At 70.4% G+C, this 26,322-nt stretch carries 25 protein-coding genes; 14 read left to right on the top strand and 11 right to left on the bottom strand.

The window, feature by feature from the left end; translation table 11 throughout:
• Positions 1-2 precede the first annotated feature (2 nt).
• The 6 genes from ACSHV8_RS30875 (at position 3) to ACSHV8_RS30850 (ending at position 6,152) form a co-directional block, all read left to right on the top strand.
• A complete protein-coding gene (locus tag ACSHV8_RS30875; protein ID WP_436521388.1) occupies positions 3-1,460 on the top strand; it encodes an alpha-amylase family glycosyl hydrolase in 1,458 nt (485 codons plus the stop codon).
• A 180-nt stretch (positions 1,461-1,640) separates the two neighbouring features.
• Entirely contained in the window at positions 1,641-2,879 is a 1,239-nt protein-coding gene (locus ACSHV8_RS30870; RefSeq protein WP_436521386.1) for a DUF3500 domain-containing protein, read from the top strand.
• Positions 2,879-4,207, top strand: coding sequence for a HupE/UreJ family protein (locus ACSHV8_RS30865; protein WP_436521384.1), 1,329 nt, complete (start codon positions 2,879-2,881; stop codon positions 4,205-4,207). The genes ACSHV8_RS30870 and ACSHV8_RS30865 overlap by 1 nt, the downstream gene beginning before the upstream one ends.
• 396 nt (positions 4,208-4,603) lie before the next feature.
• Positions 4,604-5,173, top strand: coding sequence for an Rv1733c family protein (locus tag ACSHV8_RS30860; RefSeq protein ID WP_436521382.1), 570 nt, complete (start codon positions 4,604-4,606; stop codon positions 5,171-5,173).
• A gap of 120 nt (positions 5,174-5,293) precedes the next feature.
• Complete coding sequence (locus ACSHV8_RS30855) at positions 5,294-5,737, top strand: helix-turn-helix transcriptional regulator (RefSeq protein ID WP_436521380.1); 444 nt, start codon at positions 5,294-5,296, stop codon at positions 5,735-5,737.
• Positions 5,738-5,747: 10 nt separating this feature from the next.
• Positions 5,748-6,152: a VOC family protein gene (locus ACSHV8_RS30850; protein ID WP_436521378.1), complete on the top strand. Its 405-nt coding sequence runs from the start codon at positions 5,748-5,750 to the stop codon at positions 6,150-6,152.
• On the opposite strand, the gene ACSHV8_RS30845 is transcribed toward ACSHV8_RS30850, so the two are convergent.
• From ACSHV8_RS30845 to ACSHV8_RS30800, 10 genes are read right to left on the bottom strand one after another with little or no spacing between them, the layout of a single operon-like run.
• Positions 6,139-6,648, bottom strand: coding sequence for a GAF domain-containing protein (locus ACSHV8_RS30845; RefSeq protein ID WP_436521376.1), 510 nt, complete (start codon positions 6,646-6,648; stop codon positions 6,139-6,141). The genes ACSHV8_RS30850 and ACSHV8_RS30845 overlap by 14 nt on opposite strands.
• Positions 6,649-6,658: 10 nt before the next feature.
• Positions 6,659-8,416, bottom strand: coding sequence for a sensor histidine kinase (locus ACSHV8_RS30840; protein WP_436521374.1), 1,758 nt, complete (start codon positions 8,414-8,416; stop codon positions 6,659-6,661).
• A gap of 41 nt (positions 8,417-8,457) precedes the next feature.
• Entirely contained in the window at positions 8,458-9,375 is a 918-nt protein-coding gene (locus ACSHV8_RS30835) for a type II secretion system F family protein (RefSeq protein WP_436521372.1), read from the bottom strand.
• Position 9,376: 1 nt separating this feature from the next.
• Positions 9,377-10,351, bottom strand: a complete 975-nt coding sequence (locus ACSHV8_RS30830; protein WP_436521370.1) for a type II secretion system F family protein — start codon at positions 10,349-10,351, stop codon at positions 9,377-9,379.
• Between the two features lie 3 nt (positions 10,352-10,354).
• Positions 10,355-11,722 (bottom strand): CpaF family protein, encoded by a 1,368-nt coding sequence (locus ACSHV8_RS30825; protein WP_436521368.1) that lies wholly within the window; start codon positions 11,720-11,722, stop codon positions 10,355-10,357.
• Positions 11,719-12,888: an AAA family ATPase gene (locus tag ACSHV8_RS30820; protein WP_436521366.1), complete on the bottom strand. Its 1,170-nt coding sequence runs from the start codon at positions 12,886-12,888 to the stop codon at positions 11,719-11,721. Before ACSHV8_RS30820 ends, ACSHV8_RS30825 begins: the two co-directional genes overlap by 4 nt.
• A complete protein-coding gene (locus tag ACSHV8_RS30815) occupies positions 12,889-13,749 on the bottom strand; it encodes an RcpC/CpaB family pilus assembly protein (protein WP_436521364.1) in 861 nt (286 codons plus the stop codon).
• Between the two features lie 23 nt (positions 13,750-13,772).
• Complete coding sequence (locus ACSHV8_RS30810; RefSeq protein WP_436521362.1) at positions 13,773-15,116, bottom strand: pilus assembly protein TadG-related protein; 1,344 nt, start codon at positions 15,114-15,116, stop codon at positions 13,773-13,775.
• The gene (locus ACSHV8_RS30805; protein ID WP_436521360.1) at positions 15,104-15,601 is read right to left on the bottom strand and encodes a TadE/TadG family type IV pilus assembly protein; all 498 of its coding nucleotides are present in this window, start codon (positions 15,599-15,601) and stop codon (positions 15,104-15,106) included. The genes ACSHV8_RS30810 and ACSHV8_RS30805 overlap by 13 nt, the downstream gene beginning before the upstream one ends.
• Positions 15,501-15,869, bottom strand: coding sequence for a response regulator (locus ACSHV8_RS30800; protein ID WP_436521358.1), 369 nt, complete (start codon positions 15,867-15,869; stop codon positions 15,501-15,503). Before ACSHV8_RS30800 ends, ACSHV8_RS30805 begins: the two co-directional genes overlap by 101 nt.
• Before the next feature lie 419 nt (positions 15,870-16,288).
• Between ACSHV8_RS30800 and ACSHV8_RS30795 the strand changes: the two genes are divergently transcribed.
• The 6 genes from ACSHV8_RS30795 (at position 16,289) to ACSHV8_RS30770 (ending at position 24,095) form a co-directional block, all read left to right on the top strand.
• The gene (locus ACSHV8_RS30795; RefSeq protein WP_436521356.1) at positions 16,289-17,359 is read left to right on the top strand and encodes an ABC transporter substrate-binding protein; all 1,071 of its coding nucleotides are present in this window, start codon (positions 16,289-16,291) and stop codon (positions 17,357-17,359) included.
• An 81-nt stretch (positions 17,360-17,440) separates the two neighbouring features.
• Complete coding sequence (locus ACSHV8_RS30790; RefSeq protein ID WP_436521354.1) at positions 17,441-18,952, top strand: sugar ABC transporter ATP-binding protein; 1,512 nt, start codon at positions 17,441-17,443, stop codon at positions 18,950-18,952.
• Positions 18,942-19,901, top strand: a complete 960-nt coding sequence (locus tag ACSHV8_RS30785) for an ABC transporter permease (RefSeq protein WP_436521352.1) — start codon at positions 18,942-18,944, stop codon at positions 19,899-19,901. Before ACSHV8_RS30790 ends, ACSHV8_RS30785 begins: the two co-directional genes overlap by 11 nt.
• Before the next feature lie 2 nt (positions 19,902-19,903).
• Positions 19,904-20,869, top strand: a complete 966-nt coding sequence (locus tag ACSHV8_RS30780; protein WP_436536958.1) for an ABC transporter permease — start codon at positions 19,904-19,906, stop codon at positions 20,867-20,869.
• Between the two features lie 8 nt (positions 20,870-20,877).
• Positions 20,878-23,643: an AbfB domain-containing protein gene (locus ACSHV8_RS30775; RefSeq protein ID WP_436521350.1), complete on the top strand. Its 2,766-nt coding sequence runs from the start codon at positions 20,878-20,880 to the stop codon at positions 23,641-23,643.
• 11 nt (positions 23,644-23,654) lie between these two features.
• A complete protein-coding gene (locus ACSHV8_RS30770) occupies positions 23,655-24,095 on the top strand; it encodes a hypothetical protein (protein ID WP_436521348.1) in 441 nt (146 codons plus the stop codon).
• Here ACSHV8_RS30770 and ACSHV8_RS30765 read toward each other — a convergent pair.
• Positions 24,062-24,943 (bottom strand): endonuclease/exonuclease/phosphatase family protein, encoded by an 882-nt coding sequence (locus tag ACSHV8_RS30765; protein ID WP_436521346.1) that lies wholly within the window; start codon positions 24,941-24,943, stop codon positions 24,062-24,064. The two genes, ACSHV8_RS30770 and ACSHV8_RS30765, sit on opposite strands and share 34 nt — an antisense overlap.
• Positions 24,944-24,966: 23 nt before the next feature.
• Here ACSHV8_RS30765 and ACSHV8_RS30760 point away from each other — a divergent pair, with 23 nt between their 5' ends.
• Together ACSHV8_RS30760 and ACSHV8_RS30755 are read left to right on the top strand one after the other, a co-directional pair.
• Positions 24,967-25,827: an alpha/beta hydrolase family protein gene (locus tag ACSHV8_RS30760; protein ID WP_436521344.1), complete on the top strand. Its 861-nt coding sequence runs from the start codon at positions 24,967-24,969 to the stop codon at positions 25,825-25,827.
• A gap of 4 nt (positions 25,828-25,831) precedes the next feature.
• The gene (locus tag ACSHV8_RS30755; protein ID WP_436521342.1) at positions 25,832-26,260 is read left to right on the top strand and encodes a MarR family winged helix-turn-helix transcriptional regulator; all 429 of its coding nucleotides are present in this window, start codon (positions 25,832-25,834) and stop codon (positions 26,258-26,260) included.
• Positions 26,261-26,322 lie beyond the last annotated feature (62 nt).

Here is a 26,322-nt window from a genome sequence, read left to right as displayed (position 1 = left end):
CCGTGAAGACCGGTTGGCCGGCCGCACCGGCGATCTACGAGATCGACACCTGGCCGTGGCTGACCGGCCTGGCCCGGCGGCTCGGCCGCCCCGTCACCCTGGCCAACGTGCCCGCCTGGGTGTGGGACGAGGTGGCCACCCGCGGCATGGACGCGGTCTGGCTGATGGGTGTCTGGGAGCGCAGCCCGGCCGGTCTCGCGGTGGCCCGGGTCAACGACGGGCTGCAGCGGGCGTTCCGGCACGCGCTGCCCGACCTGACGCCGGAGGACGTGGTCGGCTCGCCCTACTGTGTCCGCCGCTACCGGGCCGACGAGCGCCTGGGCGGTCCCGCCGGGCTCGCGGTCGCCCGCGCCGAGCTGCGTAAACGTGGGCTGAGGCTGATCCTGGACTACGTGCCCAACCATGTCGCGCCGGACCACCCGGCCGTGACCCGGCACCCGGACTGGTTCATCCAGGGCACCGAGACCGACCTGGCCGACGACCCGACCGGCTGGTTCCACGCGGGCGGCCGGGTGATCGCGCACGGCCGCGACCCCTACTTCCCGCCCTGGCCCGACGTGGCCCAGCTCAACGCGTTCTCACCCGGCATGCGCGAGGCCACCCTGGCCGGTATGACCGACATCGCCGAGCAGTGCGACGGCATGCGGTGCGACATGGCCATGCTTCTCACCAACGACATTTTTGCGCGTACGTGGGGTCGATACGCCGGCCCGCCGCCCGAGGCGGAGTTCTGGCCGGACCTGATCGGACGGCTGCGCGAGCGCCACCCCGAGGTGGTGCTCATCGCCGAGGTCTACTGGGACACCGAGTGGCTGCTGCAGCAGCAGGGCTTCGACTTCTGCTACGACAAGCGGCTCTACGACCGGCTGGCGCACGAGGACGCGGCCGCGGTCCGCGAGCACCTGGCGGCCGGGCGGGACTATCAGGACCGGCTGATCCGGTTCCTGGAGAACCATGACGAGCCGCGAGCCGCGGCCAGCATGCCGGCCGGGCGGAACCGGGCCGCGGCGGTGGCGATGGCGACCCTGCCCGGGGCCGCGCTCTGGCACGACGGGCAGTTCGAGGGGCGGCGTACGCATCTGCCGGTCTTCCTCGGCCGCTACCCGGACGAGCCGGTCGACCCGGGGCTGCGCGACTTCCATCACCGGCTGATCGAGGTGGCGGCGAGCGTCCGGCAGGGGGAGTGGCGGCTGCTGCCGACCCTGGGCTGGCCGGACAACCCGTCGCACCGGGACCTGCTGGCCTGGTCCTGGGACTCGGCCCTGGTGGTGGTCAACTTCTCGTGGCACGCGTCGCAGGGGCGGGTCGAGCTGCCCTGGCCGGGGCTGGCCGGGCGCGCGTGGCGGATCACCGACCGGATGGACGGGCGGGTGTTCGAGAGGTCCGGCAGTGAATTGGCGACCGACGGGCTCTATGTCGATCTGCCGCCGTGGGGATTCCACGTACTCACACTTTCCTAGCAATTTCTTATGGCCCTCATATGCGTTTGCTGTGCGAATTTCTTTTCAGCATTTTCGCAGGTAAGGCCATATTGACAGGTTGCTGACGGGAACTTCATAGGCGCCATTCGGTTGTGCTCTCTCGATGGGGTTGTCAACAATCTTGTGACCCATCCCCATCTTTCTCTGAGGAGTATTTCCGTGACGGACGAAAAGGCCCGCGGAACTCGGCGCTGGCGGGGCTTCGCCCTGGCCGCGACCGCGCTCGCCGTGCTCGGCGCCGGCATCGCCACGGCCAACGCGGCCACCGGCCCGGCCGCCCCTTCCGCCGGCCGGACAAATGCCGTGCCCAAGGGGCCCTACAAGGGTGTGCCCGGTGTGGTCGCCGCCGCCGACGACTTCCTGGCCACGCTCAGCGACGACCAGAAGGCCGAGGTGGTCCTCGACTTCACCCAGGCCAACGCGACCGCCTGGTCGAACCTGCCGTGCGCCGGGACCTGCCGGCCCGGCATCGAGCTGGGCTCCCTCACCGACGTGCAGCTGACCGCGGCCAAGGCCGTGCTCCAGGCGGCGGCCGGCACCGGTCAGGGCACCGGCTTCGACCAGGTCAAGAAGATCATGGCGGCGGATGATCTGCTGGCCGCCGACTCCAGCGGTTCCGTGGGCGGCGGTGGCGGCACCCCGCCGTCGGCGGACCCGTCGGCCTCGGCCGAACCCGCTCCCGCGCCGTCCGGCTCGGGCCAGCCGCCGACCGGTGGCGGCGGCAGTGGTGGGCCGGGCCTGACCTACGGCAGCGGCTACTACTACCTGGCCTTCCTCGGCGCCCCGTCGGCCACCGGCACGTGGGAGCTGAACTTCGGCGGCCACCACCTGGCCGTGCACCTCACGTACACCAAGGGCAAGGTCACCAGCGCCAGCCCGTTCTTCATCGGCGTCGAGCCGATCAGCTACACCGACAGCACCACCGGCGCCACCGTCGAGGCGATGGCGAGTCAGAAGAACGCGATCGCGGCACTGACCGCGAGTCTCACCGCCAAGCAGAAGACCGCGGCCACCATGGCCGAGTCCTTCGGCGACGTGCTGGTCGGCCCGCAGAAGGACGGCCAGTTCCCGGCGACCAAGGAGGGCGTGCCGGTGAAGACGTTCTCGCCCCGGCAGAAGCAGCTCGTGCTCAACGCGATCAAGGCGTGGGTGTCGATCAGCGACGCCGCGACCGCGCAGCAGCTGATGAAGATCTACGAGTCCGAGCTGGACAAGACCGTGGTCGGCATCTCCGGCGGCACCGACTACGACACGCAGGGCGACTACGTCCGCATCGACGGGCCGGGCGTCTGGATCGAATTCGTCTGCCAGAACGGCGTGGTCTACAACACCCAGATCCACTACCACACCGTCTACCGTGACCACACCCGCGACTACGGCGGAGAGTTCTCCTTCTGATGCGTCGGGCATTCATCGCCGCGCTGGTGGTGACGGCGGCGCTCCTGTTCGGGGCGTCGCCGGCCTCGGCGCATCCCATGCCGCACTCGGTGGTCCTGCTCGACGTGCACGAGACGTCGGTGACCGCGCACCTCGAACTGCCGGCCGGCGACCTGGACATCGCCCGCAAGGACGAGCCGATCCCGTCCTACCTGGCCGCGCACATCAAACCGGTCACCACCGACGGCTGGCCCTGGACGGTCACCGTCGGCGACCTCGCGCTCAGCTCGGCCGAACAGACGTCGACCGGCCCGTACCAGGAGGTCACGGCGACGGCGACCCTGACCCCGCCGGCCGGCGCCGACATCAGGCACTTCACCTTCGCGTACGACGTGATCGTCCACCAGGTCGTCACCCACACCGTGCTCGTCTCGGTCCGCCAGGACTGGGCGTCCGGACAGGTCACCGGCTCGGCCTCGACCCAGGTCGGCACGATCCAGATCGACAACCGGACCATGACGGTGGCCGCGCTTCAGGTGAACCTGGGAGCCGGCAGCTGGTGGTCCGGGTTCGTGGCGATGGCCGAACTCGGCGGCCACCACATCCTGGCGGGCACCGATCACCTGCTCTTCCTGCTGATCCTGCTGCTGCCCGCCCCGCTGTCAGCCGCCGGTGGGCGCTGGCGCGGGCTGGTCGGCGCGCGGGCCGCGGCCGGCCGCATCGGGCGGACGACGTGCGCATTCACGATCGGTCACTCGGTGGCCCTGGCCGTGAGCGCGCTGACCCACCTGGACATTCCGGCCTGGCCGGTGGAAGCGTTCATCGCGGCCAGCATCCTGGTCGGGGCGGTGCACGCCGTACGCCCGCTCTTTCCTGGTCGCGAAGCGGCCGTGGCCGGGTTCTTCGGACTCGGCCACGGGATGGCGTTCTCGTTCACGCTGGCCGAGATGCAGCTGTCCACCGGGCGGCTGGCGCTCAGCCTGTTCGGCTTCAACCTCGGCATCGAAGCGGTGCAGCTGGTCCTGGTCGCGCTCGCGCTGCCGGTGCTGGTGGTGGTCGCCCGGACCCGGGCCGGTCGGCCGTTCCGGCTGATCGGGGCCGGACTGACCGGGGTGGCGGCGAGCGGCTGGCTGATCGCGCGGCTGGGCTTGCCCAACCCGGTGGCGTCGGCGGCGGACGGGCTCGGTGCCCGTCCCGGGGCGCTGGTGGGTGTGCTGGCGGTGGCCTCGGTGGCCGCGCTGGGGTGGAGCGTGGCCGAGCGGGGCCGGGCCCGGTCGGGTTCAGGCTCGGATTCGGATTCGGATTCGGATTCGGGCGAGCCCGCCACACGCGAGCCGGCCCGAGTGTGAGCAACGGCCGTTACGGGCCGGCGGCCCCGAGAGGCGGACAGGCCGGGCGGGGTGACGGGGCCGGGGCGAAGCGGTGTGGTGCGGCCGGGCAGCGTGGCGGGGCGTGGCCGGGGTGAGGTGGCCGGGGTGAGGTGGTGCGGCGTTGCTCAGCCGATGACGGAGCACACCGCGGCCACAAACCCCACCCACCCCGGGGGCTGACCGCCACCCGTAATTGTCCGGCAGAACGCCAAGATCATGCCGGCGCCCTGTGGACAACTCGTCGCTGTGGAAAGAGTTGCGGCCAGTGCGGCGATGTGCGTCGCCGGGCCTTGCCTCCGGGTGATGCTTCCCCCTAAAGGGACCGGGTGATGCTTCCCCAGAGGGACTTCCCCGAAGGGGAGAGGGAGCGAGTACATGATCGGCTGGGACACCAACGTCCTGCGCCGCCGTGAGGATCGGCTGGAGAACCTGCTGGTGTTCGTGCTGGTGCTGACGTTCCTGGCGGCGGCGCCGTTGCTGGCCTGGTGGGCCGGCACGGCCGGGTACCGGTCGGACGTGCGGGCCCGGGAGTGGGAGCGGACGCACGTCTTCCGGGTCGACGCGGTGCTGGTGGAGGACGCCACCGGGACGGACGGCCCGACCGGCGGGCCGACTGCCGCCCCGCAGGCCGCGCGGGCGACCTGGACGGCACCGGACGGTTCGTCGCGCAGCGGGATCGTGCAGACCGAGGCGACGGCGCGGGCCGGTGCGCGGGTCGCGGTCTGGGTCGACGACGCGGGCCGGCTGCACGTCCCGCCGGGCCGGCACAGCCCGGTCTCGCAGGCGATCCTGCTGGCCGTGGCCGCCGTCATGGGCCTGGTCGGGGTGCTGGCGGTGGCGCACCGGACCGGCCGGGGGCTGCTGGACCGCCGCCGGGATCGGGCCTGGGCGCGGGAGTGGGCCGAGGTCGGCCCGCGCTGGAGCCGCGATCCCCGCTGGCGTTGAAGGCTCCGCGAAAAGTCCTGGCTGGAGCCGCGATTCTCGCCGGCGTTGAAGGCTCCGCGAAAAGTCCTGGCTGGAGCCGCGATTCTCGCCGGCGTTGAAGGCTTCGCGAAAAGTTTTACGATGGGCGGCGTGACCAGCCACGAGCAGCGCTTGCGCGATCTCAAGCGGTTGCGCCGGGTGCGGGACCGCATCGACCGGGACTACGCGCAGCCTCTCGACGTCGAGGCCCTGGCCCGGGGCGCGCACATGTCCGCCGGCCATCTCAGCCGCGAATTCCGGACCGCCTTCGGCGAGTCGCCGTACGGATATCTGATGACCCGCCGCATCGAGCGCGCCATGTCGTTGCTGCGCCGCGGCGATCTGAGTGTGACCGAGGTCTGTTTCGCGGTCGGGTGTTCGTCGCTCGGCACGTTCAGCACCCGGTTCAGCCAGCTGGTCGGGATCTCGCCGAGCGCCTATCGCAGGAGTGCCGCCGACGCCACCGAGGGCATCCCGGCGTGCGTGGCGAAACAGGTGACCAGACCGGTCAGGAATCGAGAAGTGCGGGCCGCGCCGCGTTCCTAGCATGGTCGGCATGGACATCAGGATTCACGCGAGTTTCCTCCCGCACGACGACGCGGAGGCGGCCATCGGTTTCTACCGGGACGTGCTCGGTTTCGAGGTGCGCAACGACGTCGGTTACCACGACATGCGCTGGATCACGGTCGGGCCGAAGGGGCAGCCGGTGTCGATCGTGCTGCACCCGCCGGCCGTCGACCCGAGCATCACGGACGACGAGCGGCGGGTGATCGCCGAGTTGATGGCCAAGGGCAGTTTCGCGGCGCTGACCCTGGCCTCCGAGGATCTCGACGGCGTGTTCGAGCGGCTGGTCGCCGCGGGCGCGGACGTGGTGCAGGAGCCGGCCGATCAGCCGTACGGGATCCGCGATTGTGCTTTTCGTGATCCGGCCGGGAACCTGATCCGGATCAACCAGGGATGAGGATGTGCAGGACCTCGTCGGCGCGGTTCTCCAGGGCGGCGACGGTGTCCGCCCCGAACGCGTCCGGGGTCTGCGCCATCGTGTACAACGTGCCGACGACCAGGCCGTAGGCGCGCAGCGGCACCCCGGTGTAGGCGCGGACCGGCCCGAACAGCGACGCCGGGGAGAAGTAGCCCCAGGTGTCGGCGTGCAGGTCGCCGATGGTCAGCGGGGTGTCCTGGTCGGCGACGCGGTGGCAGGGGGCCCATTCGGCCGGGACGCCGCCCATCGCGTCCAGCCAGCCCGGCGCCCCGGTCGCGGCGGCGAACAGCACCGCGTCCTCGCGGACCAGGTTGACCCCGGCGATCGGCACGTCCAGCCGCTCGGCGATGTCGTCGAGGATCACCCGCATTCGGTCCCGGCACAGCAGGCTGGTCAGGAACAGGTCGTTCACGGTGGCGGACCGGGTGTCGACGAGAACGTCCAGGGAGCAGGTCTCGAAGGCCGTCACTGACATGAGGATCCTTTCAACCGATGTCCGTGTGCGACCCAAGATCCGGCCCGTCCGGTGCGAACGGGTTGGGCCCTCGGGTGCGGTCCGGTTGCTGAACCATCGGCAGCGTCAGCCGGACGACCGTTCCGCCGCTGGGGGAATCGTCCAACTGGATCACCCCGTTATGGCGTTCGACGATCCGCAGGCAGGTGGACAGCCCGATCCCGTGGCCCTTGCGCGAGTCGGGGTCGACCTGGGCGAACATGTCGAAGATCCGGTCCCGGTGCTCGGCCGGGATGCCGATCCCGTTGTCGGCGATCGACAGGTGCCAGCCGTCCGGTTCGACCGTGCAGCTGATCTGCACGACCGGGGACCGGTCCGGGTGCCGGTACTTGATCGCGTTGTCGACCAGGTTCTGCAGCAGCTGGCGCAGCAACGTCTTGTCCCCGGTGATCATCGGGAGTCCGCCCTGCACGACGATCTCGGCGCCCGCGGTCTCGATGAGCGTCCGCAGGTCGGCGCTCACCTGGTCGACCACGGCGTTCAGGTCGACCTCGCCGGGCTGGCAGGGCGCGTGACCGGCCCGGGCGTAGCTGAGCAGCGCCTGCACGAGCTGCTGCATCCGTTCCACGGCGCGCAGGGCCCCGCCGACCCACTTGGCCGCGCGGGCGTCCATCTGGTCGCTGTACTCCTCGTCGAGCAGGTCGAGGTAGCCGTGCGCGCCGGCCAGGGGCCGGACCAGGTCGTGGCTGACCGCGGCGGCGAACCCCTCCAGCTCGTCGTTGGACCGTTCCAGCTCGATCACCGCGGCCTGCAGCTGTTCCTCGCGCTGGGCCACCTCGGCGTGCGCCTGTTCCAGCCGCCGGCGGTAGACGCGGTCCTGGGTGACGTCGGTCAGCGCGACGACCGCGCCGATCCGTTCGCCGCTGTCCGCGTACAGGCTGCGGCCGGTGGCCAGCACCGTGATCCGCTCGTCGTCGGCGGTCTCGATGACCATCTCGGCGCCGTCGATCGGGTCGCCGCGCATGGCCCGGGCCAGCGGTCCCTCGCCGGGGCCGAGCCGGGTGACGCCGTCCGGCCGGTAGATGCGGAAGTGCGGGCGGACCTCTTCGAGCGGGGTCGTGTGGTCGTCCTCGATGCCGGCCCAGCGGCGGGCGGTCCGGTTCAGCACGGTCATCCGCCCGTGCTCGTCGGCCGCCGCGATCCCGACCTCGACCGTCTCCAGCATGGTGTCGATGAACTTGTGGGCGCGTTCGGCCCGCGCGGTCAGATCGGCCGCGAGCCGGGCCTGCCGGCGACGTTCGAAGAGTCCGACCACGATCTCGCCGAGGTCGGCCAGCCGGGCCATCTGCCGCTCGCTGAGCGTCCGCACCCGGTGCTCCTCGAACACGCAGAGCGTGCCGAGCACGTACCCGGAAGGGGTTATCAATGATGTGGAGGCGTAGAACCGGACGCTGCCCAGCCGCCCGTCCACATACGGATTGCTCGCGTACAACGGGTTCTTGCTCGCGTCCGGGATCTGGATCGTCTCCCCGGCCAGGAAGTGCACATCGCACATCGACTCGCTGCGCGGCTGCTCCCCGGGCTCGAAGCCGATGGCGGTGAGCTGGCACTGCCGGTTCGCGTCGATCAGGTTCAGGGTGGCCTGGGGGACGTCGGCGACCATGGCGGCGACCCGGACGACAGCCTCCAGCTCGTCGTCGGCCGGCTCGTCGAGCAGCTGATATTCGTGCAGCGCGGCCAACCGGGCCTGCTCCGAGTCCGGGAGCTCGAGGTCGATCAGAGCGGTCACGCCCTCTGATCGGCAGTTCTCGCCGGGTGGCTTAGCCGCTGCTATTGGAAGGACTTGATGAGCTGCAGCACGGCCGGGCCGATCAGGATCACGAAGATGGCCGGCAGCATGCAGAACATCACCGGGAAGATCAGCTTGACCGGCACCTTCTGGGCCATCTCCTCGGCCCGCTGCCGCCGCCGGACCCGCTGGTCCTGGGCGTGCTCGCGAAGGATGTTGGCCACCGAGATGCCCAGCTCGCCGGCCTGCACCAGGGCGGTGACCAGGCGTTTCAGGTCACGGACGGTGGTCCGGGCGGAGAGCGAGCGCAGCGCCTCGGCCCGGGAGACGCCGAGCCGCATCTCCTGCAGTACTCGGCGCAGCTCGTCGGACATCGGACCGGTCATGCTGCGGCCCACGTGGTCCATCGCCGAGTCCAGGCCCAGGCCGGCCTCCACGCCGATGACCAGCGCGTCCATCACGTCCGGGAGCGAGCGCAGGAGCTGCTGCTGACGTTTGATCCCGGCGTTGTGCAGCAGGATCCGGGGCAGCAGGAAACCGCCGGCCAGCCCGAGCAGGGCACCGAGCAGCCCGCCGGAGCCGCCGCCGACCGACTGGCCCACCGCCGCGCCGAACCCGCAGGTGGCCACCGCGGCCAGCGGCCGGACCCGGATCACCCGGGCCAGCGGCCAGGCGACCGGGTTGCCGGCGTAGTCCAGGCTCTGCACCAGCCGGTGCCGGTCGCGGTCCGAGGTGACCGCGTCGCCGAGCCGTTCCACCACGATCCGGGTGATCGAGCGCACCCGACGGGTGAACGGGTGGCTCGTCTCGATCTGGATCGCGCCGCTGGTGCCGTACTGGGCCAGGGCACGCAGGATCCGGTCGCGGCGGGGTGCCGGCAGGACGGCGGCGGTCGCGGCGAGCAGCACGGCGGCGGCCATCCCGAGGGCGGCGCCGACCGCGATGACGTACCCGGTCACCTCAGACCTCGACCTTGACCACGGCCCGCAGCCAGACGGCGCCGATCGCCATCAGCGTGATCGCGACGGCCAGCATGATGATGCCGATCGCCTGGTGGAACATCGGAGTCAGGTAGGTCGGCTGAGTCACCCAGATGCCGCCTGCGGCGAGGAAGGGCATGGCCCCGAGGACGTACGCCGACACGCGCCCCTCGCCGGACAACGACCGCACATGCCGCCGCAGGTAGGCCCGCTCGCGCATGGTGTCGGCGGTGGTCTGCATGACCTCGACCAGGCTGCCGCCCACCTCCTTCTGCAGGCGCAACGCCATGACCAGCCAGATCATCTCGGCGCTGTTCATCCGGTCGCCGATGCGCTCCAGGGCGTCCTCGAAGTCGCCGCTGATCCGGGTCTCGGACAGCGCCCGGCGCAGCTCGGTGGCGACCGGCCCGTCGTCGTCGCGGACACCCGCCTCGACCGACTGGTGCAGCGTGAAACCCGACCGCAGGGAGCTGATCATGAGTTGCAGGGCGCCCGGCAGCTCGTCCGAGAACGCCTGCTCGCGGCGGCGGATCCGGGCCCGCAGCACCGTGTTCGACCCGAGGAAACCGGCCGGCAGCCCCAGGAGCAGGCCGAACAGCGGACTCAGGAGCAGGCCGAACAGGATCGCCACGACGACCGCGGCGATCGCCCGGATGACCAGCCACTCGGACGGCCGCAGTTTGCCGCCGAGCCGGTCCAGCAGCGGGGCGCTGCGCTCGGCCAGCCGCAACAGGCCCGGACGCCGTTCGACCCGGCGGCCCTGGGCGACGATGATCCGGCGCAGCAGCGGGTCCGACTGCGTCTCGCGGTGCACCGAGAACTGCCGCAGGGCCGCGAGCCGGCGCTGGATCGGGGTCTTGCCCAGCGTGGCCTGCAGGATCACGAAGACGATCACGAACACGGCGGCGGCCGCGGCGGCGACGGCCGCGATCAGAGCCATGGTCGGATCGCTCATGACTCAGCGCCTCCGGGCCGCGAACATCGTGGACGGGAGGGTCACGCCGTACATCTGAAGGGTGTCGGTGAAATGGGGGCGGATGCCGGTCGTGCGCAGCACTCCGACGCCGCCCGGGAGCTCGGTGCCGGCCGACGCGTCGTACAGGAAGAGGTCCTGCAGCGTCACGACGTCACCCTCCATGCCCACCACCTCGGTGATGTGGGTGACCTTGCGGGTGCCGTCCTTGAACCGGTTGACCTGCAGGATCAGGTCGACTGCGGAGCTGATCTGGTCGCGGATGGCGCGGATCGGCAGGTCCATGCCGGCCATCAGCACCATCGTCTCCAGCCGGGACAGCGCGTCGCGCGGCGCGTTCGCGTGCAGCGTGGTGAGCGAGCCGTCGTGCCCGGTGTTCATCGCCTGCAGCATGTCCAGCGCGGCGGCGTCGCGGACCTCGCCCACCACGATCCGGTCCGGGCGCATCCGCAGCGCGTTGCGGACCAGGTCGCGGGTGGTGATGGTGCCCCGGCCCTCGGAGTTCGGCGGGCGCGACTCCAGGCGCAGCACGTGGTCCTGGACCAGCTGCAGCTCGGCGGCGTCCTCGATGGTGACGATCCGCTCGTCGGTCGGCACGAAGCCGGAGAGGATGTTGAGGACGGTGGTCTTGCCCGAGCCGGTGCCGCCGCTGACCACGATGTTGCGCCGGCCGCGCACGCACGCGTCCAGGAACTCGGCCGCCTGACGGGTCAGCGTGCCGTACTGCAGCAGGTCGCCGACGGTCAGCGGGACCGCGGCGAACTTGCGGATGGTCAGCGACGAGCCGTCCAGCGCGATCGGCGGGACCACGGCGTTGACCCGGCTCCCGTCGGGCAGGCGGGCGTCCACGGTCGGGCTGGCCTCGTCGACCCGGCGGCCGACCCGGGAGCAGATCCGGTCGATGATCCGGCGCAGGTGCGGCTCGTCGTCGAACTCGGCGTTGGTCTTCTCCAGGCGGCCGAACCGTTCGACGTAGACCGAGTGCGGCCCGTTCACCATCACCTCGGTGACCGACGTGTCGCGCAGCAGCGACTCGATCGGGCCGTGGCCGAGCACCTCGTCGGTCACCTCGCGGGTGATCCGGGCCCGGTCGGCGCCCGAGAGCGGGGTCTCCTCGCGGGCCAGCAGCTCGTTGAGGGCGTCGCGGACCCGGGCGTCCAGGTCCTCGCTCTGGTTGTTGCTGTAGAGGGTCGGGCCGAGCTCGTCGGCCAGCCGGCGCTGGATGCGCAGCCGTACCTCGCCGACCTGGTCGGTCGGCTGGCGTCCGGCGGCCCGGTAGCGTTCGCCGCCGCGCGGCTCGGTCGGCGGGGCCGGGGGAGTGTTGGCACCGCCCAGGCGGCTGGAGAGACTCACTTGAACAACCTCCCGAGGAAGCCGCGGCGGCGCTGCGGGGCCGCCTCGACGCCGGTGACCCGGTCGGCCAGCTCCCGGATCCCCCGGCTGACCGGGTGCAGCGGATCGGTCATGACGATCGGCTCGCCCTGGTTGACCGAGACGATCACGTCCCGGCTGGACGGCACCTGCACCGCGAACGGCATGCCGACGGCCAGTTCCACCTCGGCCGGGCTCAGACCGACCTGAGTGTTGGCCCGGTTGAAGACCAGCAGCCGCTTGTCCTTCGGGTAGTCCAGCAGGTCGAACATCTCCGAGGTGAGCCGGACCGACTTGAGCGTCGGCAGGTCCGGCGTGACGATCGGGACGAACCAGTCGGACATGTCCAGCGCGGCCAGCACCTGGTCGGTGACCACGGCCGGGGTGTCGACCACGATGTAGTCGTAGAGCGGGCGGGCCACGTCCAGCAGTTCGACCACGAATTCCCGCCGCACCTGCTCACCCTCGGCCGGACTGGCCGGGGCGAGAAGGGCATCAAGCCCTTGACGGTACGTCGTGACGATCGATCTCAGTCCCGGCTCGTCCAGTCGCCCGGCCATCTGCAGGCCGCCGGCGATGCTGCGTTCCGGGGACAGCTTCATCATGATCGCCACGTCGCCGAACTGCAGGTCCAGGTCCATGATGAGCACCCGCCGGCCGCCGCCGGCCAGGGCCACGGCCAGGTTGACCGCGACCACGCTGCGCCCGCAGCCGCCCTTCCCGGCGAAGACCGTGACCACCCGCGCGTACGGGGCGTGATCGCCGGCCCCGCGCATGCTCGTGCTCAACGCCTTGGACAGGTCGACCGACCGTACCGTCGCGTTGCGGATGCCCTCCTCGTCCTCCTCGGAGACCAGCTCCCGGATGCCGGACTGCAGACAGCGCAGGACCGCGTCGGCCGCGATCACCTTGCGGATCAGCACCACCCCGATGACCGGGCGTTGCAGCCGCTGGTACGCGGTGAACATCAGCGCCTCGTCCAGGTCGACCTCCGCCCCGATGACCACGAGCAGGGTCTCCGGATAGCGGGGGAGATAGGACTCCAGCTCGCTCATGCTCTTGAGCATGGTGCCGCCGATGGCGCGGAAGTCGTTGCCCCAGTGCGTCCGGCGCTCCTCGTCCGGCTCCACGTAGACGTACAGGCTCATCTAGTTGACCACCCAGCTGGTGTCGACGGCCGGGCCGGTGCTGGCGGTGGCGTTCGGGCCGAGCAGCGCCAGGTAGAGCTGCCCGCTCTGGACGGCGTGCACGAGCCGCAGGGCGTCGGTGTCGTCGACGGCGAGGGTCACGACGTACCTCTGGACCGCCTCGCCCACGTTGGTGCCGTTGCTGGACAGTGCCTGGTTGACGTTGCCGGCGACCGCCCCGCCGGTGCCCGACACGCTCGGACCCGGTGTCGGGCTGACCCCGGCCGGGGCCGACGACGGTGTGGTCGTGGCCTGCGGCAGTTTCGTCGCCTCCCCGATGGTGATCACCCGCGCCTTGGGCAGCAGGAGCTCGGTCATCGGGATGGTCTCCTTGTCCTTGTCCATCAGGACCTTGACCTGGAACGTGTAGTAGACCGCGACCTGGTCGCCGGGCGTGATGTTGCCGGCCACCTGCGGTGCCACGTTCAGCGAGACCGACACGGCGAGCGACTTGCGGGGCACCGGGATCCGCCCGGTGTGCGACGGCGACGGCTGGACCTGCACGAACAGCGTCTGCATGATCATCTGCTTGGGCTGCAGGTCGGCGCCGAGCTGCAGCCGGTCGAGGGCGCCGTCCCAGGTGTTCAGCGCGCCGGTCGGCACCGTGACGGTCGGGACCAGGAGCCGCTCGGTCAGGCCGCGGGTCCGGATCTCGGCGCCGCTGGTCCCGGCCGGGATGTACTGCTTGGCGACCAGGATCCAGGTGCCCTCCTTGCCGCTGAGCGCGCGGCGGTCGGCCGTGCGGGCGTAGGAGAGCACGGCCACGCCGCTGATCCCGGCCAGCACCAGCGCGGCCAGCAGGATCAGCAGACGCCGTCGCATGACTTCACCCTCTCAAGCACAGGTCACCCCGTACGGCCGATGACCGTGGCCCCGAAGTTCGGCGACGTCGCGAACTGCGTGGGCACGTGGTCGGTGACCAGGGTCTTGGTGAAGTAGCCGTAGACGCAGGACTGCAGCGCGCACGCCACCTTCTGTACTCCCGTGACGACCGTGTTGAGCGACGAGTTGGGGGCCAGGACCCCGTTGAGCAGCCCGCCCAGGCCGCTGACCAGCGTCTCGTACCCGGTGAAGACGAACGGAGCGAAGCCGATCACCCGGTAGTACGACGGCAGCAGGTTGATCAGCGACGCTTGCCGGTCGAAGATCGGGACCAGCACCGGCTGCCCGGAGGCCACGTACGAGTTCAACTTGTTGATGCAGGTCGTCGCCGCGCTGGCGTTGCTGAGGCTGATGGTGAACCCGCCGACCCAGCTGTCGACCGACCCGTTGGTCGCCGGAATGTCGGCGAGGTTGCACGTCGTCGGGTCGGGCGCATGCACGGGCAGGATGCCCAGGAGCGCGGTCGAGCCGTTCGGCTGACCCAGCCAGGCGTAGCCGGCGACCGTCTCGGTGATGGTGGTGGGACAGGACGTCGACAGGATGCCGTTACTGATCGCGACATAGTTGACGCTCGGGCTGGAGAGGCCGAGCAGCGAGTACACCCCGGTGCCCTGCAGCAGCGGGTTCAGGCCGCCGAGCAGGGGCGGGGCGAAGTTGGTCGTGTTGTTGTTGGTCATCCGCAGGAAGTCGCACTTCGAGATGCCGAAGGCGAAGGTGTCCTCGACCGCCGGGACACCCCAGGCGACCCGGCCGCAGGCTCCCATCATCGCCCCGGTGTACGGCGTCCCGGCGATGGCCTGCCCGAACAGCGGTGGCACCACGGTCGTCCCGTCGGCGTTGCGGGTGGTCGTGCGCACCTCGACGTAACTGAACGGCCCGCTGGAGACCGGCAGTGCCGGGCAGGTGACCGGGGTGTTCCACGTCGCCGGGCAGTTCGGGTCCTTGGTGGTGACGCCGGACGCCGACACGACGTTGATGCACAGCTGCATGCCCGAGACCAGGTCCTTGGCGTTCCGGTTGGCGTACGTCTGCGCGTTGGTCGTCTGCGCGGTCGCGGTGGCCCCGGCGACCGTGCACAGCGCCGGCAGCATGGCGACACAGGACTGGGCGACCTTCCAGGAGGCCGCGTCGGCGCCGCTCTGCAGCTGTTCCCGCTCGGCGTAGAGCGCCCCGATGTCGATCACCAGCGCGGCCATCCCGAGCAGCACCCCGGTCCCGGCCAGCACAGCGACCAGCGCGGTGATCACGCCGTGCTCGCCGCGGGGAGGGAGCAGTGCGCGCACCAGGGCGCGGATCAGCCGACGCATGACATCACGCCGGTCGCGCTCATCGTGATCGTCCCCATGGTCTGCCCGCCGACCAGCTTGACCAGCGCCACCATCGGTGTGATGGGGGTGTAGGGCCGGGTCAGGACGACCTTGGCGTCGGTGCCGGCCTGCGAGTTGGCCGCGCAGATCGTGATGGTCTGGGTCACCGACGGCGCGGCGGTGGTGCCCACGATGCCGTTGACCTTGGCCTGCACCAGCGCCACGGTTCCGTTGAGGGCGCCCAGCCGGGCGCCCTCCCGGGCCGCCTCGGTCAGCTGGATGTACTGCTGCAGCAGGCGGCCCATGTCGATGATGCCGAACAGGATCAGCAGCACCACCGGCATCACGATGGCGGTCTCCAGCGCCGCGGCGCCCCGGTCCCGGTTATCGCGCGGAACTCTCCGCTCCCTGGGCGAGAACCATACGCAACATCCCGGCCAGCCGGTCCGCCGTATACGGCTTCGCCACGAATGGCGACCCGGCACGGATCAGCCCTTTCTTGATGGCGATTTCCTCCGGGACACCGGAGACGTAGACAATCTTCATGCCCGGCCGGACCTCGGAGGCCGAGCGGGCGAGCTCGCCGCCCGAGACCCCTGGCAGACCCAAGTCGGTGAGCAGCACGTCGATCGGCCCGCTGTGCACCCGACAGGTCATGATGGCGCTGACCGGGTCCTTCGCGACCAGCACGTCGAACCCGCGCATCTCCAGCATCTGTGCGGCTAGCTCACGCAGGTCCTCGTCGTCCTCCACGAGAAGGACGACCGGCCCCTGCCGTTCAGTGGCTTTCCACATCATTCCTCTCCCGGTGCACGAGGAATCCGGCAGCGACTCCTCCCGTCGTTGCCTCCATTAACGCTATCCAGCGGCCCGGCGAAAGGATGCGCTTTTCGAAAATGGGCCGCCGACCGGATTTACGTCGCGTTTCGTGCACTTCGTAAACATTTGCCCGATAGCAAATTCCGGCCGGCACCCCCGCACTGTCCGTGTTAACGCTCACTACGTTGCGCTGATGTCACGTTTCGCCCCGGTTACAGTTCGGGGTCTTGACAGATCAAGAGCGTCGATGGGTGAATGTGTTGGTTCCTGATCGGACGAGTGAGTGATCCACCATCGTTTGCGTGTGAAGCCGTTGGCTTTGAGGGGGCCCCATGTTCAATAACGTCAGTTTCGTGCGCCCTAAGACCGTTGCCGCCACGTTCGCGGCGGCCGCACTCCTGCTCGGCGCCGGCGCCTGCGCCAAGAGCGAGGACTCCGGGACCACCACCGGCGCGGGCCCGGCCCCGTCGGCCGCCCAGGTGGTCCAGTCGGCCTCGGCCGGCGCCGCGACCTGCACCCTGGACCAGTACGGGGCATCCAAGATCGACCTGAAGACCGCCTCGGTCGGCTTCTCCCAGTCGGAGAAGGAGGCCAACCCGTTCCGCATCGCCGAGACCCAGTCCATCAAGGACGAGGCGGCCAAGCTGGGCATCACCAACCTCAAGACCTCGAACGCGGACTCGAAGTTCGACAAGCAGATCGCCGACGTCTCGCAGATGATCGACAGCGGTGTCCAGCTGCTGGTGATCGCCCCGCTCAACTCCGACGGCTGGGACTCGGTCTTCGCCAAGGCGTCCCAGAAGCACATCCCGATCATCACCATCGACCGGAAGATCAACGCCACCGCCTGCAAGGACTACCTGACCTTCATCGGCTCCGACTTCGCCGAGCAGGGCAAGCGGGCGGCCGACGCGATGGCCAAGGCGCTGGGCAACAAGGGCGAGGTGGCGATCCTGCTCGGCGCGCCCGGCAACAACGTCACCACGCTGCGCACGAGCGGTTTCAAGGACGAGATCGCCAAGGTCGCGCCGGACATCAAGATCTCGTTCGAGCAGACCGGCAACTTCTCCCGGGAGGACGGGCAGAAGGTCGCCGAGCAGCTGCTGCAGTCGAAGCCGAACATCAACGGCATCTACGGCGAGAACGACGAGATGGCGCTCGGTGCGGTCACCGCGCTGAAGGGGGCCGGCAAGAAGGCCGGCGACGTCAAGATCGTCTCGATCGACGGCACCAAGGGTGCGGTGCAGGGCATCGTGGACGGCTGGTTCTCCGCCGTCATCGAGTCCAACCCGCGCTTCGGCCCGCTGGCCTTCGAGACCGCGACGAAGTTCTTCGGCGGCGAGCCGGTCGGCCAGGACGTCGTCATCCAGGACCGGGCGTACGACGAGTCCAACGCCAAGACCGACATCGGCAGCGCCTACTAGAGAGCGCTTCCTATCCGGATAAACCCGGCGCTCGGTCAAAAACCGGGCGCCGGCCCGGCACGGCCACGAGGAGGGCGGCGCATGGCGCTGCTGGAAGTCTCCGGCGTTTCCAAGATCTTCCCCGGCGTACGCGCCCTGGACGGGGTGGACTTCACCCTGAACCCGGGCGAGGTCCACGCGCTGGTGGGGGAGAACGGCGCCGGCAAGTCGACGTTGATCAAAGTGCTCACCGGCGTCTACCAGCCGGACGGCGGCGAACTGCGCTACCGCGGTGAGCCGGCCCGCTTCGCCACCCCGTTGGAGGCCCAGCGCGCCGGCATCTCGACCATCTACCAGGAGGTCAACCTCGTCCCGCTGATGAGCGTGGCCCACAACCTGTTCCTGGGCCGGGAGCCGCGCAACCGGTTCGGCCTGCTCGACGAGGCCCGGATGGTGGCCGAGGCCACCGAGATCCTGGCCGGTTACGGCGTGCGCACCGACGTGCGCCGCCGCCTGGGCACGCTCGCGCTGGGCGCGCAGCAGATGGTCGCGCTGGCCCGAGCCGTCATGGTCGACGCCCGGGTCGTGGTGATGGACGAGCCGACCTCGTCGCTGGAGCCGCGCGAGGTGGAGACGCTGTTCGGCGTGATCCGCGAGCTGCACACCGCGGGCATCGGCATCGTCTACGTCTCGCACCGGCTGGACGAGCTCTACCAGGTGTGCGACGCGGTCACGATCCTGCGCGACGGCCGGCTCGTGCACACCGGCCGGATGGCCGACCTCGACCGGCGCAGGCTCGTCTCGCTGATGCTGGGCCGCGAGTTCGGCGAGGACTTCACGAACTTCACCGACGCGGCCGAGACCAAGCAACCGGCCGGCGACCCGGTCCTGCGGGTCACCGGCCTGACCAGCCACCCCCGGCTCCGCGACATCAGCTTCGACGTGCGCCCGGGTGAGGTCGTCGGCCTCGGTGGCCTGCTCGGTGCCGGCCGCAGCGAGACGGTCAAGGCGATCGGCGGCGCCTACCCGATCGACTCCGGCGAGATCGAGGTCGGCGGCGTCCCGCTGGGCCGGCCGAGCACGGTCAAGGCGGTCCGGGCCGGGGTCGCCACCCAGCCGGAGGACCGCAAGGCCGAGGGGATCGTCCCCGGCCTGTCGATCCGGGACAACATCGCGCTCGCCATCCTGCCCCGGATGACCCGGTTCGGCCTGGTCAGCGACCGCCGGATCGACGAGGTGGTGGCCACCTACATGAGCCGGTTGCGGATCAAGGCGTCCAGCCCGGACCAGGTGGTCGGCGACCTCTCCGGCGGCAACCAGCAGAAGGTGCTGCTGGCCCGCCTGCTCGCCACCGGCCCGAAGGTGCTGCTGCTGGACGAGCCGACCCGCGGCATCGACGTCGGCGCCAAGGCCGAGGTGCAGGCGCTCATCGACGAGCTGGCGGCCGAGGGGCTCGGCGTCGTGCTGGTCTCCTCGGACGCCGAGGAACTGGTCGAGGGCGCGGACCGGGTGGTGGTGCTGCGCGACGGCGTGGTGGTCGGCACCCTCACCGGCGACCGGGTGACCACCCAGGCCCTGATGGCCACGATCGCGGAGGCCGCGGATGACCACTGAGACCCTGACCCGCCCGCGGCTGACGTTCAACCCGGCGTGGCTGCCGCGCTACGGCGTCTACGCCGCGATCCTGCTGCTGATCGTCTTCAACGTCGCCTTCACCCCGTACTTCCTGACCCTGAGCAACCTGCGGATCCAGCTGATCCAGGCGGCGCCGGTGGTGATCGTCGCGCTCGGCATGGCCCTGGTCATCGGTACCGAGGGCATCGACCTCTCGGTGGGTTCGGTCATGGCGCTCGCCGCCGCTTTCATACCCCTTTACTTGGGGTACGGAGTCCTGGCCGCGATCCTGGTCTCCCTGCTCGCCGGCGTGGCCGTCGGCCTGGTCAACGGCCTGCTGGTGGCCAAGGTCGGCCTGCAGCCGATCGTCGCCACCCTGGCCCTGTTCGTCGGCGGGCGCGGCCTGGCCGTGGTGGTCTCGGGCGGCCGGCTCAAGGACATCCGCAACGAGGACCTGCTCTATCTCGGCTCGGGGGACCTGCTCGGCGTGCCCGTGCTGGTGTGGATCGCGGCGCTGCTGGTCCTTCTCGTCGCGTTCGTCGTCCGGCGCACGGTGTTCGGCCGCCGGCTCCTCGCGGTCGGCGGCAACCGGCCGGCCGCCGAGCTCGCCGGTCTCCCGGTCAAGCGGGTCCTGATCGGCGTCTACGTCTTCTGCGCGGTGCTCGCCTCGATCGCCGGCCTGCTCTCGGTCTCGCGCATCCAGTCCAGCGACGCGTCCGCGGTCGGCCTGCTCATCGAGCTCTCGGCGATCACCGCGGTGGTCGTCGGCGGCACCCCGCTCACCGGCGGCCGGGTACGGGTGCTGGGCACGGTCGCCGGCGCCCTGCTCATGCAACTTGTGGTCGCCACCATGATCAAACACGATCTCCCGCCGTCCACCACCGAGATGGTGCAGGCCGTGATCATCCTGGTCGCGGTCTACGTGGCCCGGGAGAGGAGGACCAGGTGACCATGTCGATCTCCGTGCCCGCTTTCCGGGGCAGCGGCCTGGTGCAGCGCCAGGGCGCGCTCGCGGTGCTGGTCACCGTGGTGGTGATCAGCCTGGCCACGTTCCCCGGTTTCCGCAGCCTGGACAACGCCGGCACGATCCTGGTGGCCGCGGCGCCGCCGATGCTCATCGCGCTCGGCATGACCTTCGTGATCATCACGGGCGGCATCGACCTCTCGGTCGGCTCGCTCTACGTGCTCGGCGGGGTGGTCGCCGCCTGGGCGTCGCAGTGGGGCTTCGTCGCCGCGCTGGCGGCGCCGCTGCTTCTGTGCGGTGCCATCGGCGTACTGAACGGGATCCTGATCTCTCGAACCGGAATGGCGCCCTTCATCGTGACCCTGGCCGCGCTCCTCGGCGCCCGCGGGCTGATGCGCAGCATCAGCGGCGAGGGGTCGACGACCTACCTGGTCCGGAGCGACGTCTTCCACGACCTGGGCACCGGGACGCTGCTCGGGATCGGCCTGCCCGTGTGGGTGGCCGCCGTCCTGGTCGGGATCGGGATCCTGACGCTGAACCGGACCCGGTTCGGGCACGCCGTGCACGCCATCGGCGGCAGCGAGGACGCGGCCGCGCTGATGGGCCTGCCGGTGCGCCGGATCAAGGTCTGGGTCTACCTGCTCTCCGGCCTGCTGGCCGGGCTGGCCGGCGCGATCAACGCGGCCAAGCTCGGCTCCGGCGTCACCGTGCTCGGCAGCGGCATGGAACTCGACGCGATCGCCGCCGTGGTCATCGGCGGCACCCTGCTCACCGGCGGTTCCGGATCCATCGCCGGAACTGTCGCCGGTGTGTTGCTGCTCGGCGTGATCCAGAACCTGATCAACCAGGTCGGCAACGTCAACAGCAACTGGCAACAGGTGATCAGCGGTGGGTTCCTGGCCGCTGTGGTTGTGGCTCAGACCTATCTCGTACGGGCTAGAAGAAGTCCCTAAGGAGCAGAATGCGCCGCCTCGTCCTCCGAGCGGTGGCCGCTCTCGCCCTGGTTGCCGGTGGTCTCGTCGCCACCGGCAGCCCGGCCGCGGCCGTCACCCCCAAGACTCCGCCGCTCACCACTCCCTGGACCGATCAGGTCTCGACCAGCAATCCGCTCCCCGAATATCCGCGCCCGCAGATGGTGCGGACCGACTGGCAGTCGCTGAACGGCGAGTGGCAGTTCCTGAACCCGGACACGGTCGACCGCAACGCGGCGCCGCCGATCGGGCAGACGCTTCCCGAGCGCATCCTCGTGCCGTACCCGGTGGAGTCCGCGCTCTCCGGGATCATGCGCAACGACGCCCGGGACCTGATGTTCTACCGCCGCACGTTCACCGTCCCGGCCGCGTGGAACGGGCGCCGGACGCAGCTGCACTTCGGCGCGGTCGACTACGAGGCCACGGTCTGGGTCAACGGCCGCCTGGTGACCAGCCACAAGGGTGGCTACGACCGCTTCGAGGTCGACATCACCGACGCTCTGACCAGCGGGAACAACGAGATCATCGTACGGGTCTACGACCCGACCGACGGTCGGGGCGAGGAGCAGCCGGCCGGGAAGCAGACGAACAACCCGAGCGGCATCTTCTACACGCCCACCTCGGGGATCTGGCAGACGGTCTGGTTGGAGCCGACCGCCCCGACCTCGATCTACTCGGTCGACATATATCCGCATATCTCAGCCAAGACGGTCACGGTGCGCGTGTTCACCCGCGGTGCCCCCACGTCGATCGTGGCGGAGGCCCTGGCCGGTAGCACCGTCGTCGGCACCACCACCAGCGGCGCCACCGAGTTCACCGTCCCGGTCCCGAACGCCCGGCTCTGGTCGCCCGACGATCCGTACCTGTACAACCTGCGCGTTTCGCTGCGCGACGCGAATGGCGCCACCGTCGACCAGGTCACCAACTACTTCGGTATGCGCGAGGTCGGCACCAAACTGGTCAACGGCGTCCTGCGCCCCACCCTGAACGGCGAGTTCGTCTTCCAGGCGGGCACCCTCGACCAGGGCTTCTGGCCCGACGGCCTGTACACCGCGCCCACCGACGCGGCCCTCGCCTCGGACATCCAGAAGCACAAGGACCTGGGCTTCAACATGGTCCGCAAGCACATCAAGGTGGAGCCCGCCCGCTGGTACTACTGGGCCGACCGCCTCGGCCTGCTGGTCTGGCAGGACATCCCGTCCGGCGGGGACGCCACCAAGTCGGCCGCGCAGATCGCCGAGTACGAGTCCGAGGCCCGCGAGATCATCGACGAGCACCGGTTCAGCCCGGCCGTGATCACGTACGTGCCGTTCAACGAGGGCTGGGGCGAGTGGAACCTGGCCGACACCCAGCGCATCACCCGGGATCTGAAGAACTACGACCCGACCCGGCTGATGAACCCGCACTCGGGCTTCAACTGCTGCGCGTCCAAGGGCGATCCGGGCACCGGCGACATCATCGACTGGCACGTCTACACCGGCCCCGACTCGCCCGTGCCCAGCTCGACCCGGGTGGCGATCCTCGGTGAGTTCGGCGGGCTCGGGCTGCGCACGCCCGGCCACGAGTACAGCCCGAACGGGCAGTACTTCGCCTACGAGCAGATGGCGTCGAACGCACAGCTCAACGACCGGTTCACCGGCATGATCCGGGACTCCGAGCGGCTGATGACCTCGAAGGGTCTGTCCGGGTTCGTCTACACCGAGATCACCGACGTGGAGGGCGAGTACAACGGCCTCTACACCTACGACCGCCGGGTGCAGAAGGTGGACACCAACCAGGTCCGGACCGCGCTGACCGGCCTGATCACCGCGTCCAAGAACCTGAACGCGGCCGTGCCGCTCACACTCGGGCACGTGCGCTCGTTCCGGGTCACCACGGCCGGGTACACCGACCGGTTCCTGCGGCACGCCGACTCGCCGGCCCGGACCGATGTGATCAGTGGGGACACGGCTCGGCAGGACGCTTCGTTCCGTACCGTCGCGGGTTTTTCCGATCCTCGGTGTTATTCGTTCGAATCGGTCAACTTCCCCGGCCGGTTCCTGCGGCACGCGAACGGCCAGGTCCGGATCGACCCGGACACCGGCGGCACGTTCCGGGCCGACGCCACGTGGTGCACGCGGGCCGGTCTCGCCGCCGGCGGCACGTCGTTCGAGGCGTACGGCGTCCCCGGTTCGTTCCTGCGGCACCGGTCGGAGAACGTCGTGCTCGGCGCGAACGACGGTTCCGCCGGGTTCGCCGCCGACGCCACCTGGAGTGTTTCCGACCCGGCCCAGTGGCGCAGTTCGACGATCCTTCCCTTCGACGTACGGCGTTCGCTGCAGGTCACCACCTGGGGCTTCACCGACCGCTACCTGCGACACGCGGACAGCTTGGGCTGGACCGAGCACGTCGATGCGGGCAGCGCCGTGCTCCTCAAGCAGGACGCGACGTTCACCCTGCGTCACGGCCTGGCCGACTCGTCCTGCTACTCGCTGGAGTCGGTGAACTATCCGGGCCGGTTCCTCCGGCACGCCGACAGCCGGATCCGCCTGGCCGCCAACGACGGCTCGGCCCTGTTCGCCTCGGACGCCACCTTCTGTGCCCGCCCCGGTCTGGGCGGCACCGGAGTGACCTTCGAGTCGATCAACTTCCCGGGCTCCTACCTGCGGCACTTCGACTCGCAGGCCTGGATCTCGGCCGGTGTCGGCGCCGACCGCAACCGCCCGCAGCAGCTCTCGGCCGACTCCTCGTGGAACGTGGTGGCGGGCTGGGCGTAGGTTCACGAGTCATGACGGTTCGGCGAGTTCTCGCGTGGTTGATGCTGGCCGCGGGGCTCGCCGCCGTCATCGGCTCGTTCCTCCCGTGGGCGTATGTGGATTTCCCGGCCGAGGGCCGCAGCCAGGTCTCCGGAAGCTTCCTGTCCGACCTGTTCACCGCGTTCTTCGGTGTCGTCCTGGCCGGGTACGCGGTTCCGGCCGTCCGCGGCGACCGCCTGCCCGCCCGCGAGACGGTCTTCTCGGTCGGCGCCGGCCTGATCCTGTTCGCGCTCGGCGCCTGGGACAGCCGGCACCTGACGTCGATGACCGCCGCCCTGGTCGCCGCCGACACCGGCACGACCATCGGCCCGGGCCTGTGGATGTGCGCGATCGGCGGGCTGACCGGGGCGATCGCCGCGGCCGGGATGGCGGTCGCCGATCAGAAGCGGATCCCGGCGACCAGCGGCCGGTGATCGCTGCCGGTCCGGGGCAGCGCGGTCAGCCGGGTCACCGTCATCGACCGCGCCAGCACCTGATCGATGCGGGCCACGGGCGCGGACGCCGGCCAGGTGAGCGCGAAGTCGGCCGGTGACGCCGTGAGCGTCCGGGTGATCGGCCGCAGCCCACGGTCGTACACCGTGGTGTTCAGATCCCCGATGACCAGCAACCGTGACGTCGCGTCGGCGCCGACCAGCGTGCCCAGCTTGCGGGCGCTCTCGTCCCGGCGACCCGAGCCGAAGCCGGTGGCCCCGATCCGCACCGACGGCAGGTGCGCCACGTAGACCGCGATCTCCCCGGACGGCGCTTGAGCGACCGCCCGCAGTCCCCGGTTCCAGTCCGCGCCCAGGTCGTGCGGCCGGATGTCGATCGCCGCGGCGCCCACCAGCGGATAGCGCGACCACAGCGCCACCGTCCCCTGAACGGTGTGGAACGGCAGTTCCGCATCGAGCACGCTCGCGTAGGCGGGCACGTTCTCCGGCAGCACCTCCTCCAGCCCGACCAGGTCCGGATGCTCCGCGAGCAGCGCCCGAGCGGTCCCGCCCGGGTCCGGGTTCTCGTCGCTGACGTTGTGCTGCACCACGATCAGATCCGGCGTTCCGGCGTGGTGGGGGAGCACGTAGCTTCCGAAAGTGATCAGCCAGGCGAGCAGTGGCAGCAGCACCAGCCAAGATCGTCGCAGCGCCAGCAGAACCGGCACGATCACCACCGACCAGGGCAGGAAGGCCTCGATCAGGCTGCCCAGATGACCGACCGTGTTGGGTACCAGTCGATGACCGGCGATGACTGTGGCGGCCACCACAGCGGCATACAAGATCGGCATTGGAGGATGTTACGTTATTTCGCATGCGAAATAAGATCCCGGTCGCGACCGGCGGCGCGATCACGGCCACGGTCTTCGCCCCGGACAAGCCGCGGGCCGTGCTGGTCGTGCACCCGGCCACCGCGACACCGCAGGGCTTCTACGCCGCGTTCGCCGGTTACCTCGCCGAGAACGGGATTGCCACGGTCACCTACGACTACCGCGGCACCGGCCTCTCGGGCTCCCCGCGCGACCACCGTGACCTGGGCATGCGCGACTGGATCGGCGTCGACGCCCCGGCCGTCGCCGCGTGGGCGGCCGAACGCTTCCCGGGCCTGCCCCGCCTCGCCGTCGGCCACAGCCTCGGCGGCCACGTGATCGCCCTCGGCGCCGCCGGCCCCGACCTGGCCGCCTCGGTGATCGTCGCCTCGCACATCGCCGCCGTGCGCACCATCCCGAGCCGGCTCGAACGGATCCGCGTCCGGGTCATGCTGCACGTGCTCGGCCCGGCCCTCGGGCGCCTGCTCGGCTACGTGCCGGCCAGTCGCCTCGGCCTCGGCGAGGACCTGCCGGCCACCGCGATGACCGAGTGGGGCGGCTGGGCCCGGATGGACAACTATTTCTTCGACGACCCGTCGATGCGCGCGGCCGAGCGTGCGGCCACCCTGACCGGCCCGGTCCTGGCCGTCGGCACCTCGGACGATCCGTGGTCCACGCCGGTACAGATGGACGCGCTCACCGGGCACCTGACCAGTGCGAACGTCGAACGGCGGACCTACACCCCGGCCGCCGGCGGCGTCCCGATGATCGGCCACCACGGCCTGATGCGCCGGCCCATGCGCGACCGCGTCTGGCCGGAACTGCTGGCCTGGTTGCACGCCCACGCGGAGAAGGCGTCAAGATGACCGCGTGCGCCTGCCTCGCCTGATCTTTCTGCTCTTCAACGCCGACCGTGCCGTGCGGCGCTGGATCGACGCCCGTTCCGGGGACACCGGGATCGGCGCGTCCGGCGCCGGCGTCCTGTTCTACCTCGCCGGCCACGAGAACGCCCTGATCGGCGACGTGACCGCCGCCCTCGGCGCGTCCCCGTCCGGCATGAGCGGCCTGGTCACCCGCCTGGAACGCGGCGGCTGTGTGACCCGCTCACCCGACCCGGCCGACGCCCGCGCCGTGCGGCTCGCCCTCACCCCGCGCGGCCACCAGGCCGTGCTGCACGCGCGCGGCCTCGTCGACGACCTGAACGTGCAGCTCACGGCCGGGTTCGACGAGGCCGAGATCGCGGTCGTCCAGCGCTGGCTGGAGCACGTGACCCGCGTCTCCACCCCGAACATCCCCTAAACCCGAGGTCCGGATCGCCGAAGTGTGGTGTCGCAAGGCGCCCACTTCCCGATCCGCCCTTG

It is taken from the genome of Actinoplanes sp. HUAS TT8 (genome assembly GCF_051380535.1).
GTDB lineage: Bacteria > Actinomycetota > Actinomycetes > Mycobacteriales > Micromonosporaceae > Actinoplanes.
The sequence above is the reverse complement of the archived record's forward strand: the minus strand, read 5'-3'. Positions and strand labels throughout refer to the sequence as shown.

Coding starts and splice junctions, on each gene's coding strand:
- ACSHV8_RS30865 (WP_436521384.1), top strand. CDS start 2,879: ATGCGTCGGGCATTCATCGCCGCGCTGGTGGTGACGGCGGCGCTCCTG.
- ACSHV8_RS30810 (WP_436521362.1), bottom strand. CDS start 15,116: ATGCGTCGGCTGATCCGCGCCCTGGTGCGCGCACTGCTCCCTCCCCGC.
- ACSHV8_RS30760 (WP_436521344.1), top strand. CDS start 24,967: ATGCGAAATAAGATCCCGGTCGCGACCGGCGGCGCGATCACGGCCACG.
- ACSHV8_RS30845 (WP_436521376.1), bottom strand. CDS start 6,648: ATGTCAGTGACGGCCTTCGAGACCTGCTCCCTGGACGTTCTCGTCGAC.
- ACSHV8_RS30820 (WP_436521366.1), bottom strand. CDS start 12,888: ATGAGCCTGTACGTCTACGTGGAGCCGGACGAGGAGCGCCGGACGCAC.
- ACSHV8_RS30855 (WP_436521380.1), top strand. CDS start 5,294: ATGGGCGGCGTGACCAGCCACGAGCAGCGCTTGCGCGATCTCAAGCGG.
- ACSHV8_RS30780 (WP_436536958.1), top strand. CDS start 19,904: ATGTCGATCTCCGTGCCCGCTTTCCGGGGCAGCGGCCTGGTGCAGCGC.
- ACSHV8_RS30765 (WP_436521346.1), bottom strand. CDS start 24,943: ATGCCGATCTTGTATGCCGCTGTGGTGGCCGCCACAGTCATCGCCGGT.
- ACSHV8_RS30860 (WP_436521382.1), top strand. CDS start 4,604: ATGATCGGCTGGGACACCAACGTCCTGCGCCGCCGTGAGGATCGGCTG.
- ACSHV8_RS30785 (WP_436521352.1), top strand. CDS start 18,942: ATGACCACTGAGACCCTGACCCGCCCGCGGCTGACGTTCAACCCGGCG.
- ACSHV8_RS30850 (WP_436521378.1), top strand. CDS start 5,748: ATGGACATCAGGATTCACGCGAGTTTCCTCCCGCACGACGACGCGGAG.
- ACSHV8_RS30815 (WP_436521364.1), bottom strand. CDS start 13,749: ATGCGACGGCGTCTGCTGATCCTGCTGGCCGCGCTGGTGCTGGCCGGG.
- ACSHV8_RS30775 (WP_436521350.1), top strand. CDS start 20,878: ATGCGCCGCCTCGTCCTCCGAGCGGTGGCCGCTCTCGCCCTGGTTGCC.
- ACSHV8_RS30790 (WP_436521354.1), top strand. CDS start 17,441: ATGGCGCTGCTGGAAGTCTCCGGCGTTTCCAAGATCTTCCCCGGCGTA.
- ACSHV8_RS30830 (WP_436521370.1), bottom strand. CDS start 10,351: ATGAGCGATCCGACCATGGCTCTGATCGCGGCCGTCGCCGCCGCGGCC.
- ACSHV8_RS30770 (WP_436521348.1), top strand. CDS start 23,655: ATGACGGTTCGGCGAGTTCTCGCGTGGTTGATGCTGGCCGCGGGGCTC.